This is a genomic window from Arthrobacter sp. TE12231 (assembly GCF_054062895.1).
This window is the reverse complement of sequence record NZ_JBSSFS010000001.1, coordinates 2,122,118-2,138,198: the sequence shown is the minus strand read 5'-3', so window position 1 is coordinate 2,138,198 and position 16,081 is coordinate 2,122,118. Positions and strand designations below refer to the sequence as shown.

Genomic DNA, 16,081 nt, shown 5'->3' with positions numbered 1-16,081 from the left:
GTTGTCCCCATGGCCAGGGAAGAAGCCCACCTTACTGTCAGCGGTCCGCACGGCGACCGGGAGATGAGGGTGTCGAGCCCGGGCAGGGTCCTCTGGCCCGGGCCGGGACTCACCAAACTGGACCTGGCCCGCTACCTGGTCGACGTCGGGGACGCCTTCCTGGCGGCTAACGGCGGCCGGCCGGTGACGCTCCAACGGTTCAAGGACACGGTGGACGGCGAACAGTTCTTCTCCAAGAACCCGCCCAAGGGCGCCCCGGAATTTATCCGTTCGGTCGACGTCGTCTATCCCAGCGGGCGTTCGCATCCCCAACTGGTCATCGACGAAATCGCCGCCGCTGTATGGGCGGTGCAGATGAATACGGTCGTGTTCCACCCCTGGGCCTCCCGGGCCGACAATCCGGACGATCCGGACGAGCTCCGGATCGATCTCGACCCGCAGCCCGGTACCGGGTTCGCCGAGGCTGTGCCGGTCGCACGGGAGCTGCGGCGGGTGCTGGCCGAGGCCGGGCTTGACGCGTTTATCAAGACCTCGGGAAGCCGGGGGATTCACGTCTTTGCCCCGATCGAACCCACCCGGGAGTTCCTGGACGTGCGCCATGCAGTTATCGCGGCAGCGCGCGAACTTGAGCGGCGCATGCCGGAGCAGGTCACCACCGCGTGGTGGAAGGAAGAACGCGGCGCCCGCATTTTCGTGGACTTCAACCAGGCCAACCGCGACCGCACCATGGCTGGAGCTTATAGTCCGCGGGCACTCCCGCAGGCGACGGTGTCATGTCCGATCCGCTGGGAGGAACTCGACGACGCTGATCCGAAAACCCTCACCATCGTCACCGTGCCGGAACGGCTCAAGATGGCCGGTGATCCGTGGGCCGACATGCATTCGAGCGCGGGCGCCGTCGACCTCCTCCTGGAGTGGTGGGAGCGGGACGTCGCGGCAGGGCTGGGCGAACTGCCGTTCCCGCCGGACTTTCCGAAGATGCCCGGGGAGCCGCCACGGGTGCAGCCCAGCCGGGCGCGCACCAAGGGCTGACGCAGCGGCGGTCCTATGGATTGGTTTCTCTCAGCGCGACCGCGTTGACTCCGGAATCGGGGCCGCCTCCGTGGCCATCCCATCCGGTCCGGCCGCCGTAGCGAATTACCGGCATGAGCAAGTCGGAGAAAAAGAACCTGCGGTATTGCGACTATTACTGCTTCATGTCGCTGAAGGATTTCGCGGCATGGGTCGAGTCCGACGACGACCAGGACCCCGCCATGTCCTACTCCACGCCGCCTACCACGTGAGGTCCTGCGCCTTGATCTCGTAGTGACCGTCACGCTCGGTAAACGTGGCCCGGTATCCGCGCTTGACCCCGTTGACCACCATCTGGCAGTCCGTATGCGTGTTCACCTTGATGTCCGGGAAGTTCTTGCATTCCACCGCGGAGATCGTAACCCCGGGATCCTTGGGCTTGGCTCGGGCCGTGATCCTCTCCGCCAGGATCTTGCCGCTGGTCTGCGGATCGAAGATCACCACCGTCGGCGGGGGAGTAGCCGTGACTGTGGTCGTTGGTCCCGGTGCGGCCGCGGGGGCGGCGCAGCCTGCCAGTAGAAGCACCCCGCCCATGGATGCCGCACACGCAGTTCTGAGATGCTTCATCGCCGACCATTTCCATCCGACGCACGTACACAGGCACGTTCATGGAGCTACCCGGGACCCGGGCTGCCACAAAGCACACGATGCCGTGCCCTGCTTGGGGAATCCTTGGGCCGGCCGCCGGGAGACGCACTCGTCAGGCCACGGCGCTAACCGCGGGGGCGGACAGTCCGAAGAATGCCACGGATCGTAACGCCGACGGCGCATACGAGCGGAGCCAGCGCTACAAGCGCCACCACGGTGTTGGGACGGAACATCACGCGGCCGGAGGGACCCTTGGCATAAACGCCCAGCGGGAGCACAAAACCCCCACCGCCGCCGCCACTTCCGCCGCTCCCGGGCTGGCCGTCTTCCGGGGCGCTGCCGCCGCCGAAGCCGAACGACACCAGTGCTACGGGGATGAGCTCTTCCCCGGCGACAGTCGCGGCGGGGCCGTACGCCCTGGACACTCCCACATTCTTGAACGCGTCCACGAGGGACGAAAAGGACTCAGACATAGGACACACGATAGGCAACGGCCGCGTGGAGCGCCATAGCCGCCCGGCCCCGCCACCTGCGGCGGGACGCAACGCGGCGGGAAGTAATCGGGCCCTAGCTCTGGTTCCGGGCCGTGGCTTGCCCTTAGATTGGAGCAGGCGGGGGCACTGCCCAACCGTGGACATCGAGGCACCGGAATCGAGGCACTGGACATGAAAAAATCCACCACTGCGGCATCACGGCTCGCCGACGCATTGGCAATCGTCCTTGGCACCGACGGGATTCCCCTAAGGCTGCGGGCCTGGGACGGCACGGAAGCGGGCCCGGAGGACGCTCCGGTTGTTGTCTTCCGCTCCCGGCGGGCACTGCGCCGGATGCTCTGGTCACCCGGGCAGCTAGGACTCAGCCGCGCCTACGTGGCCGGCGAAATCGACGCACCCGGTGATATCTTCGCGGCCTTCGCGGCCCTCAGCTCGGCCGGGAAATTTGCCGAGCCAGGACCGTTCCGGCCGCCGACTCCCGCCGAAGTCTACGCGCTGATCAGGACTGCCGTCCGGCTCGGCGCACTGGGACCGAACCCGGCGCCGCCCCCGGAGGAAGCCCGCGTGGGCCGGTACGGCCGGCGTCATTCCAAGGGCCGTGACGCCGCGGCCATCTCCCACCATTACGACGTCGGGAACGACTTCTACGCGCTCGTCCTGGGACCGTCCATGGCCTACTCCTGTGCGGTCTGGGAATCGAAGGAGACCGGGCTTGACGCAGCCCAGGCCGCTAAACTCGACCTGGTCTGCCGCAAGTTGGGTCTCAAGCCCGGCATGCGCGTGCTGGATGTGGGGTGCGGCTGGGGCAGCTTCGCGCTGCACGCGGCGCAACATTATGGGGTCGACGTCGTCGGGGTAACGCTTTCGGTCGAACAGGCAGCCCTGGCCCGCAAACGGGCGGCGGACGCCGGCCTGACGGACCGGGTGGACATTCGTGTCCAGGACTACCGCGACGTCGACGACGGTCCGTACGACGCGATCAGCTCCATCGGCATGTCGGAGCACGTGGGACGCGAGCAGATCGGGCATTACGCTTCCCGGCTGCAGGATCTGCTCCGTCCGGGAGGCAGATTGCTCAACCACGCGATCTCCTGGAACGCCGGAGCGACCGCGCCGGACCCCGACTCCTTCATTCCCCGCTACGTCTTCCCGGACGGCGAGATGCTCAGCCTCACCGACATGGTCGCGGCACTTGAAACCGCGGGCCTGGAGGTGCTTGACGTCGAGGCCCTGCGGCGGCACTACGCCCTGACGCTCCGGGCCTGGGTGCGGAACCTTGAGGAGCACTGGGATGAGGCAGTCCGACTCGCAGGCGTGGGACGTGCGCGGGTGTGGCGGCTCTACATGGCAGCGAGTGCCCTCGGCTTCGAGGCGGGCATCACGGGCGTGAACCAGGTCCTGGTCCAGCGCCCGGGCGGCGAGGAACCGCCGTTGCGCCGCACGGCGTGGATCTGATGCCACGTCGCGGCGAACTCACGAGGCGGCGCAGCGACGACGCCCGGCCACAGTCCGGCCACAGTCCGGCCACGGCCGGGACGCGGCGGCGTCCCGGTGGCTGACCCGCAGCCCGCGCAAGGCTAGGCTGACATCATGAGCAATACCGAAGTGGCGCCCCAGGAAATTCTCTGCGAAACGGACGCGAACTGCGCCGGCGTCGAACTGCTGGTTCCGCGGCAGGTCCCGCTGGGCGGCCCGCGTGCCATGGACGTCCGGCGCACTCTCCCGCAGCGCCAGCGGAGCCTCATCGGTGCCTGGTGCTTCCTGGACCACTACGGTCCGGACCGGGTAGGTGACTCCGGCGGCATGAAGGTCCCGCGCCACCCGCACACCGGGCTGCAGACCGTCAGCTGGCTTTTCACCGGGGAGATTGAACACCGGGACTCTGCCGGCTTCCACGCAGCCGTGCGGCCGGGTGAAGTGAACCTCATGACCGCCGGCCGCGGCATCAGCCACTCTGAATTTTCCACCCCGGACACAACCGTCCTGCACGGCGCGCAGCTGTGGGTGGCGCTGCCGGACTCGGCCCGCCACATGGCCCCCACGTTCGAGCACTATCGCCCGGAACCCGTTAGCGGAACTGGCTGGACACTTCGTGTCTTCTTGGGTTCGCTCGGCGGGTCCGTCTCGCCTGTCACCACTCACACGCCCCTCCTCGGTGCGGAGCTGGTGCTCGAAGCGGGCGCGGAACTGACCCTCGACACGGATGCTTCCTTTGAACACGGCCTTCTACTGGACACGGGCAGCTTCAGCCTGGACGGGCACCCCGTCCCGAAAGACAACCTCGCATACCTGCCGGTCGGTCACGGGACCCTGACGCTGACAGCGGGCAGCGACGGAGCCCGCGTCCTCCTGATCGGCGGAGCACCGCTGGGCGAAAAGATTGTCATGTGGTGGAACTTCGTCGGGCGCAGCCACGAAGAGATTGTCGACTACAGGACCCAGTGGCAGGCCGAGATCGGTGCCGGGTCCGCTGCGGAGGACGGCGCCCATACCGACACCGGAGACGGTTCCGGCGGGGGAGACACGGAGTTGCGGTTCGGTTCATTCCCGCCGGGAGAGCCGGCGCCGCTCCCGGCCCCGGCCCTGCCGAATGCCCGCATCCGGCCGCGCGGCTGACTCGTGCTCGCCGGCAAGACCAACCGCTGCCCCCCAACGAAGGAGACCATATTGGCCGCGATCACCATGAGGAACAACGCCGAGCGCAGCCGCTTCGAAATACTCGATGCCGGCGCCGTGATCGGCCAGGCGGCCTATGTGGATGACGTCGGGGCGGATCAGCGCATTTTCTATCACACGGTGATCAGCGAAGAATACGGTGGCCAGGGGCTGGCCGGGACGCTGGCCGCGCAGGCACTCGACGAGACCATCGCCGCGGGCCTCGTGATCGTTCCGGTGTGTCCGTTCATCAAGAAGTACCTTGGAAAGCACCCCGGCTATTCGGCCAACGTGGTGGCCCCCACTCCGGCGCATCTGGAATTCCTGAGCGCCGCGCTGGCCCAACGCGTCCGGCAGTGACCCCGGCGAACGCCAAGGTGCCTGGCGCTCACGCATGCGCGAGGAACCGCTCCACCCGCCGGTCCGGGATGAGCCAGAGTGCGGCGACCGCCGCGTAGGTGGCGATCCCCAGGATCGGGTTCACAAAGGTCAGGGCCATCCCCGCGATGTACAGGGCCGGAGAACCCTTGCCCTTCCAGTCCCGCCCCATGGCCTCCTCCAGCGCGCCGCCCCGGCCCTGCTGACGGATCAGGGCCAGCTTCAGGATGTAGTACGCAATCGCCGCGAGCAGCAGGTTCAGCCCGTAAACCAGGACGGGCACCTGGGCCAGGCCCGCGTCATTTATCCAGCGCGTGGTGAAAGGGAAGAGGGACAGCCAGAACAGCAGGTGCAGGTTGGCCCAGAGAACGCCACCGTTGATCCTGCCGGCCAGATGCAGCATGTGGTGGTGGTTGTTCCAATAGATTCCGACATACACGAAGCTCAGCACGTAGCTGAGAAACGTAGGAAGCTCGTGGAGCAGGGCCGGCCACGTGGGTTCAGCCGGGACGTGCAGCTCCAGGACCATGATGGTGATCACGATGGCAAGCACGCCGTCGCTGAAGGCCTCCAGTCGGTTCTTGTTCACGGGGCCGCCTTCGATCGGGGCATCGTGGCCGATGCAGCGAGGGACTGCCGACGTCGTGACCCCTGCTTCGCAGGCACCGGGACCGCGCGTCCGCATTTCTGCGAGGAGTCTACCGGGAACCGGCCAGCGCCGGCCACGCTCCGCGAGCAGCCGCCCGGCGCTGAGCCCTACGGCGCCTGCGACGTGACCCTAGCCCTCGGGTTCTTCCGCGAGTTCTGCTTCGAGTTCGGCCTCGGCCATTTCGAGGGCGAAGCCCAGTGCACTGGCGAGGTTTCCGGAGGCCGCCACAATGCGGGGCGTCCCGACGATGGGGGCGACGGCAATCAGGACGCCTTGGACGTCCTCCAGGGTGATGCCGACTTCCATAGCGGTACCGGCATTGAGCAGATACGAAGCCGCCGGAGCGTCGACTGCCGCTAGGGCCGCGATCCGGGCCAGCATCAACTCCCGCGGATCGAGTGTGGAGCGTTCGAGCGATACGGCGGTGATATCGGCGAGGGTGCTGAGGACGGGGGTTTCTTCTTCGGCCATGGTGATGCCTCCATCTGGTTGCAATGGTTGAGTGCCGATTGGCGCGGCCAGTGCGGGCCGCTGCGACTCGATATCAACCTAACGCGCGACATCGGGGGAGGACATCACCCGAAGGGCATGAGGCGACCGTCCGCCACCCGGTCCGGAGCAGACGGCGCTTTGTGGATGCGCTACCGGAACCTTCGGCAGCGCGTTGACGAGGGGCCGTTTCGGGGCCAGAATCGCATTAACCTGAGCCGAGGCGCGTTTGTGCGCTCAGGAGGAACTTGCCCCGGCAACCAGTGCCGGTGGCGGTTCCTGACGTCAAAGGGAGGTCGCCGACCATGGCCAAAGTCAAGCACCGGAGCGTCGAGGAACGTGCTGCGAACGGCAAGGGGTACCGTAAAGACACGCCCGTCTCCAGCCACACGGGCTGGACACCTGCTCCGGACCGACCGGACCCGGTCGCGCTCCTGGAGGAACAGAACCTCACCCGCGAACAGGACCTCGTGCCGGTGCGGCACGGCCGGATGCTCGTCTCGCCGTTCACGTTCTACCGCGGTGCGGCCAAGATCATGGCCGCCGACCTGAAGGACACCCCGCGCGCGGGCCTGGTTTCCCAGCTGTGCGGGGACGCCCACCTGTCCAACTTTGGCGTGTTCGCCTCCCCGGAGCGGACACTGCTGTTTGACCTGAATGACTTTGATGAGACGCTGCCCGGGCCGTTTGAGTACGACGTCAAGCGCATGGCCGCGAGTTTCACCATCGCGGCGCGGAACAACGCCTTCACCAAGGAGGAGACGCACGACGTGACCCTCACCGCCGTTCGGGCCTACCGGGAAGCGATGGCCCAATTCGCGCAGATGGGCACCCTGGATATCTGGTACGCACGCCTGTCCGAGGAACAACTGTTGGAAACCATTGACATGGCCGTGGCCACTCAGAAGGGGAAGGCCCTCAAGAAGGCGGCCCAGGGCATGGAGAAAACGGCGCGGGCGAATGTCGCGAAGGCGCGCACCCGCGACAGCCTGCAGGCACTGTCCAAGCTCGGCGAACTCGTGGACGGGCAGTATCGCATCGTCAGCCAGCCGCCGATCGTCATCCCCGCACGGGAGCTCGGTGAGTCGCTCGGCGTGTCGGCCGATGAACTTCAGCACGTGATCCGTGAGCAGCTGCGGTCCTACCGGGCCTCGCTGCAGGACGACCGGCGTCACCTGCTGGAGCGCTTTGAAGTCATCGACGTCGCCCGCAAGGTCGTGGGCGTCGGCAGCGTCGGCACCCGGGCGTTCATCGCCCTGCTCCAGGGCCGCGATCAGCAGGATCCGTTGTTCCTGCAAGTCAAGGAGGCCACGCGGTCGGTGCTCGAGGACCACTTGCCGAAGAGCAAGTTCAAGCAGCCGGGTGAGCGTGTGGTGCAGGGGCAGCGGATGATGCAGGCCGCAAGCGACATCTTCCTGGGGTGGACCCGGGGCGCACAGGAAGACCGGTACCTGTACTGGCGCCAACTGCGCGACATGAAGGGCTCGGCCGTTGTGGAAGCGATGAAACCGCTGGGCATGACGCTCTATGCCAACGTATGCGGCTGGACGCTGGCGCGCGCACACGCCCGGTCCGGGGACCCGATCGCGATCGCCGCGTACCTCGGCAAGAGCGACAAGTTCGATGTCTCGATCACCGACTTCTCCGAGCGATACGCCGACCAGAACGACCAGGACTACCAGGCCTTCGCCGACGCCGTACATTCCGGCCGTTTGGAATCGATCGAGGGCCTTTAGGCCGAGCGGGCGTCGTCCGAGTAACGGGACGGCAAGATCATGCTCCCCGGAAGGCGGCGCCGTGAGTGAACGACCCGCAGGCCAACAGGTGTCTCTCTGGGTCGCCACGGCCGGTGCCACCAGCTATCCGTCCCTGACCATGGAACTGGATGCCGACGTGGCGGTGGTCGGGGCAGGGATCGCCGGCCTTACTGTGGCGCTGGCCCTCAAAGGGGCCGGGCACACCGTCGCCGTCCTCGAGGCCTCGCGCATCGGCACCGGAGTCACAGGGCACACTACCGGCAAGGTCACCTCGCTGCACCGCCTGGTCTACACCGAGCTCACGGACCGGCACGGCCCGGATGTCGCGCGCGCCTACGGGCAGGCCAACCAAGCCGCGATCGAACACATCGCGCGGGTGGTGGCGGAGGAAGGCATCGACTGCGATTTCCGCAGGGTGTCCAACTACACCTACGCGGAATCCGACGACGCCCTCACCCGCGTCCGCGACGAAGCCGAACTGGCAGCACGGCTGGGCCTTCCTTCGGTCTTCACCCCCGAGGTGCCGCTGCCGTTCGCTGTCCGGGGCGGGGTCCGGTTCGATCACCAGGCGCAGCTTCACGCGGTGAAGTACCTTCAAGGCCTCGCCCGCGCCGTCGAGGGAGGCGGGAGCCACGTCTTCGAGGACTCGCGCGTCACGTCGCTGCGCGATGGTGCGCCGGGCGTCGTCGAGACCGCGCGGGGAACAGTCCGGGCTCGGGAGGTCATCGTTGCGACCAATGTTCCGATCGGCGACGCCGGACTGTTTGCCGGTCGCTGCTACCTGCACCGGTCCTACGTCGTTGCCGCCCCGGCGGCGCCGGAGCGTTTGAACGGGACCTTCATCAGCGTCGACGAACCGATGCGCTCTATCCTGGCGATCGACGTCGGCGGCGCGTCTTTTGTCCTCACCGGCGGCGAGGGGCACCGTGCCGCCGAACCTGGCGACACCCCCACCCGGTACCGCCGCCTGGAAGCGTTCTCCCGTGACCGCCTCGGCACCGGAGACGTCAGTTTTCGATGGTCCACGCAGGATTCCATGCCGGTCGACGGGTTGCCCTACGTGGGACGCATGTCCCCGGACGCCGGTCACCTTCATGTGATCACGGGGCTGCGCAAATGGGGCCTGACCAACGGCACTGCCGGAGCACTGATCCTGGCAGACACGCTCTCCGGCCGTCACAACCCCTGGGCGGCGGTGTTCGACAGCAACCGGACGGCTCTGGCCAGCCCTCCAGGGACCGCCGGGCCGGCCGGCGGGGCAGGAGTTTTGCTGGCGGACCCCGGGAATCCGGAACCCAGGGGACAGACCGGCGTCGCCGGGCTGCACCCGGGCGAAGGGACCGTTGTCGACGTCGACGGCGGGGCGATTGCTGTCTATGCCGCCGAATCCGGAAAGCTCCATGCCGTCTCAGCCATCTGCACGCACCTGGGCTGCACCGTGGAGTTCAACGCCGAGGACACGACGTGGGACTGTCCCTGCCACGGCTCCCGGTTTGCGACCGACGGCACGGTTATCCAGGGACCGGCGACCGAGAACCTCGCGGCGCGGCCTTCACCATCCCGTCCGGCTGGACCCGTTCCCGGCTGATTCCTCGGCCGTCCGGGCCGGCCGCCGTTCAGCGGCCGCGGCAGGGTTCGCGCGGGCAGTGTCCGCGCGGCGGAGCCGTTCAAGCCCCACGAGGTCCCGACCGAACGAATACACCAGCAGCCCCAGTGCCGCGCCCAGCGCCACGCTGCCCAGCCACACAGGGACGCCGGGCAGCAGGGCGAAAAGCAGCGCCGCGGGTTGGATGGCCCCGATCACCTTGCGAAGGGTGCTGGACGGCAGCGGGATCTTCAGGGACGGCCGGAACCATCCTGCGGCAAGGAAAACGTAGTACATCAGGCCGATGCCCAACGGCCACGGGCCAAACGATCCCGCCGCCGCGCACGACAACACCAGAACCAGCACGGCGTCGGTGTCCGAATCCAGCCGCGCGCCCTCGGCCGTCGCGGACCCTGTCAGGCGGGCCACGTGTCCGTCCGCGGCATCAAGCAGGAACGCTGCCGTCCCCAGCACGACGATCAGTCCGTGGGCCCCGGGTCCTGTGAACAGGTCCCACGCCGTCACCGCGGCACAGCAGGCCACGACGGCGGCCCGGCCGAGGGTGACCCGGTCCGCGGGGGTCGAAAACCGCGGCACGCGGCGCAGGACAGAGCCGGCGGCCCGCACGATCACCGCGGCACCGGCCACCAGCGCCAGCCACCAGAAAGCAGGCTCAGCCACGAGCACGGTGCCAAGCCAGATCCCGGCGACCAGATAGGCTGCGACTGCAACTGCGGCATCGGCCACGGCCCGGCGGGCGCTGGTGCCTGCTGGCTGCCGCTCATGGTGAGACGTTGTTCCCTCGCGCTTCGTGCCCTTGTGTGCCGCGTCCTGTTCACATGATTTCAGACTGAACCACCCCGCCCACATGCTAGCAATTGCGGGGGCGGCTCTCCGGTTGCCCCGCGCGGGCGGCATTGGTCGGCCCGCTCCCGGCCCCTCGCTCGACCTCGATTCCGTGCCTCTGTGTCGAACCCTGAACGTCCGGCCGCCTACTCCCGCGCTGTTCAGGCGGAGGACCGGGCAGGCCGCCGGGGTGTCCGGCGCCCGGCCCGGGCGAAGCCGACGGCAGCCAGGACGGCTCCGGCGGCTTCGGCCACCGCACTCACCGTTTTCTCAAAAAACCAGACGGGATCGTACATAGCCGGGAAGGGACCAAAGGCAGGAATGTCCACGTAGCGGTACAGGACCACGGCGATGAAGGCACTGAGCGAAACGACGAACGCGACGGCGTAGGCGGCCCGGCTGCCGCGCAGCAGGACGAACAGCCCGGCCAGGACGGCCGCGGCCGATTCCAGCAGGAAGAGGTTGCCCTGGCCGATCCCCGCGGAGTTTCCCGCCTGGTAGCCCGGGGCCAGATGGATGTGGACGCCGGCGTCGATGAACAAGGCACCGGCCGTGAGGATACGCAACGTCATGCCGGTTCGGTGGACGCCCACAGACTGCCCGGGGTGGCTTTGGGCGCTCATTTGACGATCAACACCCCGTGCATGCCCGGATGGAAAGTGCAGTGATAGGGGTAGGACCCGGGCTTCGTCGGAGCGGTGAAGGTGGCGGTGCCGCCGCCGCCTTTGATCTCCGTATCGAACGCTGCGCCCTCGTCGGCCGTGACAGTGTGCGCAGCGGTATCCATATTGGTGATGGCGACCGTCGCGCCGGGCGCCACGGTGAGCGGGTCGCCGAAGGCGAAGTCCTTGATCGTGATGGTGCCGGCGGCGGTGGCCGCCGTCGGACTGGCTCCGGAGCTGGAACCGGAAGCGGGCGCCGACGTCGTTGCCGGCATGCCGCCTCCGCCCGCGCACCCGCCGGTTCCGACCAGGATCAGAACCACCCACAGCGACGACAGCTTCCGGCCAGCCTTCATGGCGCACCACCCCGAATGGAAATGAGCGAATCTACGTATGGAATTCATTGTGCGCCTGCCGGGCCTGAATGGAACCTGCCCGGATGAATTGTTGCCGAATGGACCCGGGCCACCGCCGCCGGAGTGCCCGGGGCGCCACCGCCCGCGGCGTGCTGCTCCGCGGCATGCTGCCCGGGGTCCGGCCGGCGGGATAGCGTAGGGACTGCATGCATTCCAACCGCCGCAGGAGGCACGATCGCGTGAAGCGTAAGAAGTCCGGGCCGGTTTCGTTGACGGTGCTCATTGCCTTTGCCGTGAACATCCTTGTTGCGGCAGCCAAGACCGCGGCCGCGCTCATCTCCGGTTCAGCGTCCATGACCGCCGAGGCAGCCCACTCCTGGGCCGACACCGGCAACCAGGTCTTCCTGCTCATCGCAGAACGGAAGGCCGCAAGGAAGAGGGACAGGTCTCACCCCATGGGCTACGGCCGTGAGGCCTACGTGTGGTCCATGATCGCCGCTTTCGGCCTGTTTACGGCCGGGGCCGTCGTGTCGGTGATGCACGGCATCCAGCAGCTCTTCACACCGGAGCCGGCCGGCGACTACGCGATCGCCTATGCGGTCCTGGCGGTCGCCTTTGTCCTCGAGGGCGTGTCCTTCACCCAGGCGTTCCGGCAGAGCCGGAAGGCCGCGCGCGAGCTGGACCGGAATACCCTGGAACAGGTCCTGAAGAGCTCCGATCCCACCCTGCGTGCCGTCTTTGCCGAGGACTCGGCCGCGCTGGTCGGCCTGCTCATCGCCTTCGCCGGGATGTTCCTGCACCAGGTCACCGGGTCTGCGGTGCCGGATGCCGTGGGGTCCATTCTGGTGGGCATCCTGCTGGCGGCAGTCGCCGTCGTGCTCATCGACCGCAACCGGCGCTTCCTCGTGGGCCAGGCAGTGACCAGCGATATTGAGGACAGCATGGCCCGGCGGCTCCTTGCACACCCGGAGATCGAGCGCATCACCTACCTGCACCTCGAGTTCGTTGGCCCGCGTAAGCTCTACGTTGTGGCGGCAGTGGACATGCAGGGGGACCAGCGGGAACACGATGTTGCCGTGGCCCTGCGCCGGGTTGAACGCGAACTCGAGGACCACGAAACAGTCGAGGAAGCGGTTCTGACACTCGCTACCGCGGACGAACCGTCGCTGGTCTTTCCCGCCGGTTAAGGATAGGGCTGCGCTAGAAATCTGCCGCCGATGCTGCCGCGCCGGCCGGTGGCTGCAGGGGCGACCCCGAGGTCAGCAGTGCCTCAAGCACAGGGGACGGGCTGGGACTGGCCAAGAGGAAGCCCTGTCCCATGTCGCAGCCGAGCGAGCGCAGGAGACCGAGCTGCCCGGTGTCTTCGATGCCTTCGGCGATGACGGCCAGGTTCAGCTTCCGGGCCACTTCCAGAATGCCCTCAAGCATCGCCGCCGCCGGAGCGTCCCCGGGCAGTCCGGAGAGGAATGAACGGTCGATCTTGAGGATGTCCGCCGGCAGGACCGCCAGGGTGCTCAGCGACGAGAACCCGGTTCCGAAGTCGTCGATGGCGATGCGCACGCCGAAGCTCTTGAGCCGGTTGAGGGCGCCCACCCCGCCATCGGCGCTCGTGGCCAGGGCGGATTCGGTGACCTCGAGGATGACCTTGTCGGCCTGGGCGGCGGGCTGGGACAGGATCCGCTCGAGGGCCGCGAGGTTCCTGTCGCTGGACAACTGCAGCGTGGAGAGGTTCACCGAGACCCAGATGTCTGCGGGAGTGCCCGGGGAGCGGCGCCAGCCGGCGACATGCCGGGTGGCCGTGTCGAGCACCCAGGAGCCGATGGGGCCGATCTCACCGGTTTCCTCCGCCAGGGGGATAAAGTCCGCAGGGGACAGCCGGCCGAGGGTCGGGTGTTCCCAGCGGACCAGGGCCTCCACACCGACAATCCCGCCGGTCCGGAGATCAACCACCGGCTGGTAATCGAGGCGCAGCTGCCCGGCCTGCACGGCAGTGGCGAGATCGGCCCGGAGGGCGGCGCGGTAGGTCATTTCGTCGTAGCCCCGTGCATCGAAGAGCTGGTAGCGGCCCTTGCCGCCATGCTTGGCCATGTACATGGCGAAGTCTGCCTGCCGCATCAGCTCGGCCGGATCCGCTGTTGCGGCGGTACGCTGCGCGGCTCCCATGCTGACAGTTACCTTGAGCCTGACCTCGTCGATCGAGAACGGCTCCCGCAGGGCATCCTGGATCCGTCCGGCGACGTCGTCCGTGGCCGTGCCGGCGTCGTCCAGGACGACGATCGCGAATTCATCGCCGCCCAGCCGGGCGACGAGGTCATGGCCGCGGACGCAGCTCCGCAACCGTTGGGCGAGCTGAATGAGCAGCGCGTCGCCGCCTTCATGGCCGAGTGAGTCGTTGACATCCTTGAAGTCGTCGACGTCGATGATCAACAGGCCCTCGTGCCGGCCCCCATGCCCGGTGCGTGCATTGTCGGTGTGAACGTTCCGGGCGTCCGCATTCTTGGAGTCCGCATTGTTGACGTCCGGGCCAAACGCGGCAGCGAGGCGTTCGGTGACGACCGCCCGGTTGGCCAGCCCCGTGAGGGGATCATGCGTGGCCCGGAAAGTCAGTTCCAAGTGGCTGTCGTGCACCGTGGCGGCCATGGAATTGAAGGCCTCCGCCAACTGGCCCAGCTCGTCATTGCGGACAACGGTGATCCTGTGGCTGTAGTCGCCGGCCTGCAGCTTCAGGACCCCCTGGTACAACCCCTCGATGGGGCGCATCAGGTATTTGGTCATCCGGCGTCGGAAGTAGAACACGCCGACGGCGGCCAGCGCAAAGAGAGCCGTCCGGCCGGCCACCACCATCTGCTGGAGCTGGGCGCCATAGGCGACGCCGTCGTCGAGCGCGTCCAGGGAGGCGCGACGGATGTCGGCCAGCAGCGCGCGCGCCGTGGTCCCGGAGGCGGCGAATGCCGGGACCTCAGCCACGTGGTTGCCGTGCAGGACGGACACCTGGCTGCCCCAGAGACCGTGCGCCGACAGTCCCTCCTGCCACGAAGCGCGAGCCTCGCGGAGTGTGGACCGCATGCCGTGTTCGTCCGGCAGCATCACCGAGGCCGCATCGAACCGGGCGGAGATATCCTCTTGCTGCTGCAGGAAGGCCGAGGTATCTACGGGCGCCGAGGACAACAGTTGCAGGCCGGCTTGTTCGTGGGCGTCAAGATCGGTCCGCAACTCGGCGATCGCTTCGGACTCGACGCGGTGCTGGGCGGCGGCCCGCTGGATCTGATCCGTGACAACACGCACGCCCACCACGGTTGCCGCGGCCCCGGCGAGCAGGGCCAGCAGCATCAGCATGAACGCCCGGGACCATTCGCGCTTCAGGCTCCCGGTGCGGGCAGGCCGACGGCGGCGCCTTCGACGGCCGGTGCGTCCCGCGGCGGCCACGGCAGCGCCGCCGGAAGGCCCCGGCGTGGTGGCAGCGGCGTTCGACGGCGACGCAACAGTTGGGTCCGCCAACTTGCTGTTGGAGTCACTCATGGGGTCAGCCTCCGGCCACGTGCCGGCACTCGCCGCATCGTCAATCAGGAGCGTAGCCGAAGGCGCCCCGACGGGTCATGTCCGGCTGCTTCCTGACACTATTGTGAAGCGTGTGACAGAAGTGCAGTGGGAGGACGACCGTCACGGTCACGCGCCGTCTCGCCGGGGGTTAGCTGAGGCAGTCCGCGCAGTACGCGTGCCCGTCCTTCTCCTTGGCGAGCTGGGACCGGTGCCGGACGAGGAAACAGGAATAGCAGGTGAACTCATCCTCTTTCTGCGGGATGACCGTGACGGTCAGCTCCTCGCCGGACAAGTCCGCACCTGGGAGCTCTACGCCCTCGGAGGTATCGGCCTCGTCGAGCTCGCGGACGACGCTCCGCGCATCGGGCGCGTTCGCCGAACGGAGAGCCTCGAGGGAAGCGTTACGAGATTCCGCAACGTCGGAGCGTACTTCGTCATAATCGGTTGCCACCTGGTGGTACTCATTTCCGTTGCTGGGTGTGTGATCGGGAGCCTCTGACGGATCTCCGGGATTGAACGGTACAGCATTACACCGGGTGAATGCTGGGGACAGGGGGAGTCGCGGCAGTGACGCTCGTGACACCCGGCGGAAGCAGCCTGCCCCGCGGCCCTTCCACTTCGTTCGCTACTGGTCACACTGGCGTCATGTGCCGTTCATTTGCGTGCCCTAGCCTGAATCCTTAGGGACCATCCAGCACGGGCACCATCCGCTTCATCCGCCGGGAGGGATTTACCATGGCCGACATCGCTGCAGTGCTTGGACGGCTCACGCCGGACGAACTCGACGAATTGCGGTCCCTCGGTCCCAACGGGCACCTGACCCGACGCCTTACCGATGCCCTCGATCGCGCGGCAGGCGGTCCCGGGGCCGGGCGCGGCTACTACGTCCCCAACGGGAGCGTCAGTTCCACCGGAGGCCCGCACGTGATTCTGCGCAGCGACGTGTCAGGATGGCTGTTCGGGCCGGCCCGGCCGGCTTAGCGGGCGACGGCTCGTATCGCGCGCGTGCCC

Annotated in this window: 18 protein-coding genes; 9 read left to right on the top strand and 9 right to left on the bottom strand. The window is 67.6% G+C overall.

Features of this window, described 5'->3' with window-relative positions; genetic code table 11:
- Positions 1-9 precede the first annotated feature (9 nt).
- Both ligD and ACVWYS_RS09695 read left to right on the top strand, forming a co-directional pair.
- Positions 10-1,032, top strand: a complete 1,023-nt coding sequence (gene ligD, locus ACVWYS_RS09700; protein ID WP_456509648.1) for a non-homologous end-joining DNA ligase — start codon at positions 10-12, stop codon at positions 1,030-1,032.
- Positions 1,033-1,145: 113 nt separating this feature from the next.
- Positions 1,146-1,283 carry a hypothetical protein gene (locus tag ACVWYS_RS09695; RefSeq protein WP_202615773.1) on the top strand — a complete coding sequence of 46 codons (138 nt, stop codon included), beginning with the start codon at positions 1,146-1,148 and terminating at the stop codon, positions 1,281-1,283.
- On the opposite strand, the gene ACVWYS_RS09690 is transcribed toward ACVWYS_RS09695, so the two are convergent.
- Positions 1,273-1,638 carry a hypothetical protein gene (locus ACVWYS_RS09690; protein ID WP_133247476.1) on the bottom strand — a complete coding sequence of 122 codons (366 nt, stop codon included), beginning with the start codon at positions 1,636-1,638 and terminating at the stop codon, positions 1,273-1,275. The two genes, ACVWYS_RS09695 and ACVWYS_RS09690, sit on opposite strands and share 11 nt — an antisense overlap.
- Before the next feature lie 146 nt (positions 1,639-1,784).
- Positions 1,785-2,132, bottom strand: coding sequence for a hypothetical protein (locus ACVWYS_RS09685; RefSeq protein WP_116765804.1), 348 nt, complete (start codon positions 2,130-2,132; stop codon positions 1,785-1,787).
- A 192-nt stretch (positions 2,133-2,324) separates the two neighbouring features.
- Between ACVWYS_RS09685 and ACVWYS_RS09680 the strand changes: the two genes are divergently transcribed.
- The 3 genes from ACVWYS_RS09680 to ACVWYS_RS09670 all read left to right on the top strand — a co-directional run bounded on the left by ACVWYS_RS09680 (position 2,325) and on the right by ACVWYS_RS09670 (position 5,168).
- Positions 2,325-3,608, top strand: coding sequence for a cyclopropane-fatty-acyl-phospholipid synthase family protein (locus tag ACVWYS_RS09680; RefSeq protein ID WP_344367812.1), 1,284 nt, complete (start codon positions 2,325-2,327; stop codon positions 3,606-3,608).
- Positions 3,609-3,743: 135 nt separating this feature from the next.
- On the top strand, positions 3,744-4,769 hold the full coding sequence (locus ACVWYS_RS09675; RefSeq protein WP_456509647.1) for a pirin family protein: 1,026 nt from the start codon (positions 3,744-3,746) through the stop codon (positions 4,767-4,769).
- A gap of 51 nt (positions 4,770-4,820) precedes the next feature.
- Positions 4,821-5,168 carry a GNAT family N-acetyltransferase gene (locus tag ACVWYS_RS09670; RefSeq protein WP_116765801.1) on the top strand — a complete coding sequence of 116 codons (348 nt, stop codon included), beginning with the start codon at positions 4,821-4,823 and terminating at the stop codon, positions 5,166-5,168.
- Positions 5,169-5,196: 28 nt separating this feature from the next.
- Here ACVWYS_RS09670 and ACVWYS_RS09665 read toward each other — a convergent pair whose 3' ends face one another.
- Both ACVWYS_RS09665 and ACVWYS_RS09660 read right to left on the bottom strand, forming a co-directional pair.
- A complete protein-coding gene (locus ACVWYS_RS09665; RefSeq protein ID WP_344367809.1) occupies positions 5,197-5,775 on the bottom strand; it encodes a TMEM175 family protein in 579 nt (192 codons plus the stop codon).
- Between the two features lie 189 nt (positions 5,776-5,964).
- Positions 5,965-6,306: a carboxymuconolactone decarboxylase family protein gene (locus ACVWYS_RS09660; protein WP_091248033.1), complete on the bottom strand. Its 342-nt coding sequence runs from the start codon at positions 6,304-6,306 to the stop codon at positions 5,965-5,967.
- Between the two features lie 323 nt (positions 6,307-6,629).
- Between ACVWYS_RS09660 and ACVWYS_RS09655 the strand changes: the two genes are divergently transcribed.
- Positions 6,630-8,060 (top strand): DUF2252 domain-containing protein, encoded by a 1,431-nt coding sequence (locus ACVWYS_RS09655; protein WP_344367808.1) that lies wholly within the window; start codon positions 6,630-6,632, stop codon positions 8,058-8,060.
- Between the two features lie 61 nt (positions 8,061-8,121).
- The gene (locus ACVWYS_RS09650; RefSeq protein ID WP_456509646.1) at positions 8,122-9,669 is read left to right on the top strand and encodes an FAD-dependent oxidoreductase; all 1,548 of its coding nucleotides are present in this window, start codon (positions 8,122-8,124) and stop codon (positions 9,667-9,669) included.
- Here the strand turns inward: ACVWYS_RS09650 and ACVWYS_RS09645 are convergent.
- The 3 genes from ACVWYS_RS09645 to ACVWYS_RS09635 form a co-directional block, all read right to left on the bottom strand.
- Entirely contained in the window at positions 9,634-10,413 is a 780-nt protein-coding gene (locus ACVWYS_RS09645) for a CDP-alcohol phosphatidyltransferase family protein (protein ID WP_456509645.1), read from the bottom strand. The genes ACVWYS_RS09650 and ACVWYS_RS09645 overlap by 36 nt on opposite strands.
- Before the next feature lie 260 nt (positions 10,414-10,673).
- Positions 10,674-11,084: a hypothetical protein gene (locus tag ACVWYS_RS09640; protein ID WP_344367805.1), complete on the bottom strand. Its 411-nt coding sequence runs from the start codon at positions 11,082-11,084 to the stop codon at positions 10,674-10,676.
- 47 nt (positions 11,085-11,131) lie between these two features.
- Positions 11,132-11,530: a cupredoxin domain-containing protein gene (locus ACVWYS_RS09635; RefSeq protein ID WP_456509644.1), complete on the bottom strand. Its 399-nt coding sequence runs from the start codon at positions 11,528-11,530 to the stop codon at positions 11,132-11,134.
- A gap of 239 nt (positions 11,531-11,769) precedes the next feature.
- On the opposite strand from ACVWYS_RS09635, the gene ACVWYS_RS09630 reads away from it, so the two are divergent.
- Entirely contained in the window at positions 11,770-12,717 is a 948-nt protein-coding gene (locus tag ACVWYS_RS09630) for a cation diffusion facilitator family transporter (protein WP_344367803.1), read from the top strand.
- Between the two features lie 13 nt (positions 12,718-12,730).
- Here ACVWYS_RS09630 and ACVWYS_RS09625 read toward each other — a convergent pair whose 3' ends face one another.
- Entirely contained in the window at positions 12,731-15,049 is a 2,319-nt protein-coding gene (locus tag ACVWYS_RS09625) for a putative bifunctional diguanylate cyclase/phosphodiesterase (RefSeq protein WP_456509643.1), read from the bottom strand.
- A 169-nt stretch (positions 15,050-15,218) separates the two neighbouring features.
- Positions 15,219-15,521, bottom strand: a complete 303-nt coding sequence (locus ACVWYS_RS09620) for a DUF4193 domain-containing protein (protein WP_091248015.1) — start codon at positions 15,519-15,521, stop codon at positions 15,219-15,221.
- A 284-nt stretch (positions 15,522-15,805) separates the two neighbouring features.
- Between ACVWYS_RS09620 and ACVWYS_RS09615 the strand changes: the two genes are divergently transcribed.
- A complete protein-coding gene (locus ACVWYS_RS09615; protein ID WP_116765793.1) occupies positions 15,806-16,051 on the top strand; it encodes a hypothetical protein in 246 nt (81 codons plus the stop codon).
- Positions 16,052-16,081 lie beyond the last annotated feature (30 nt).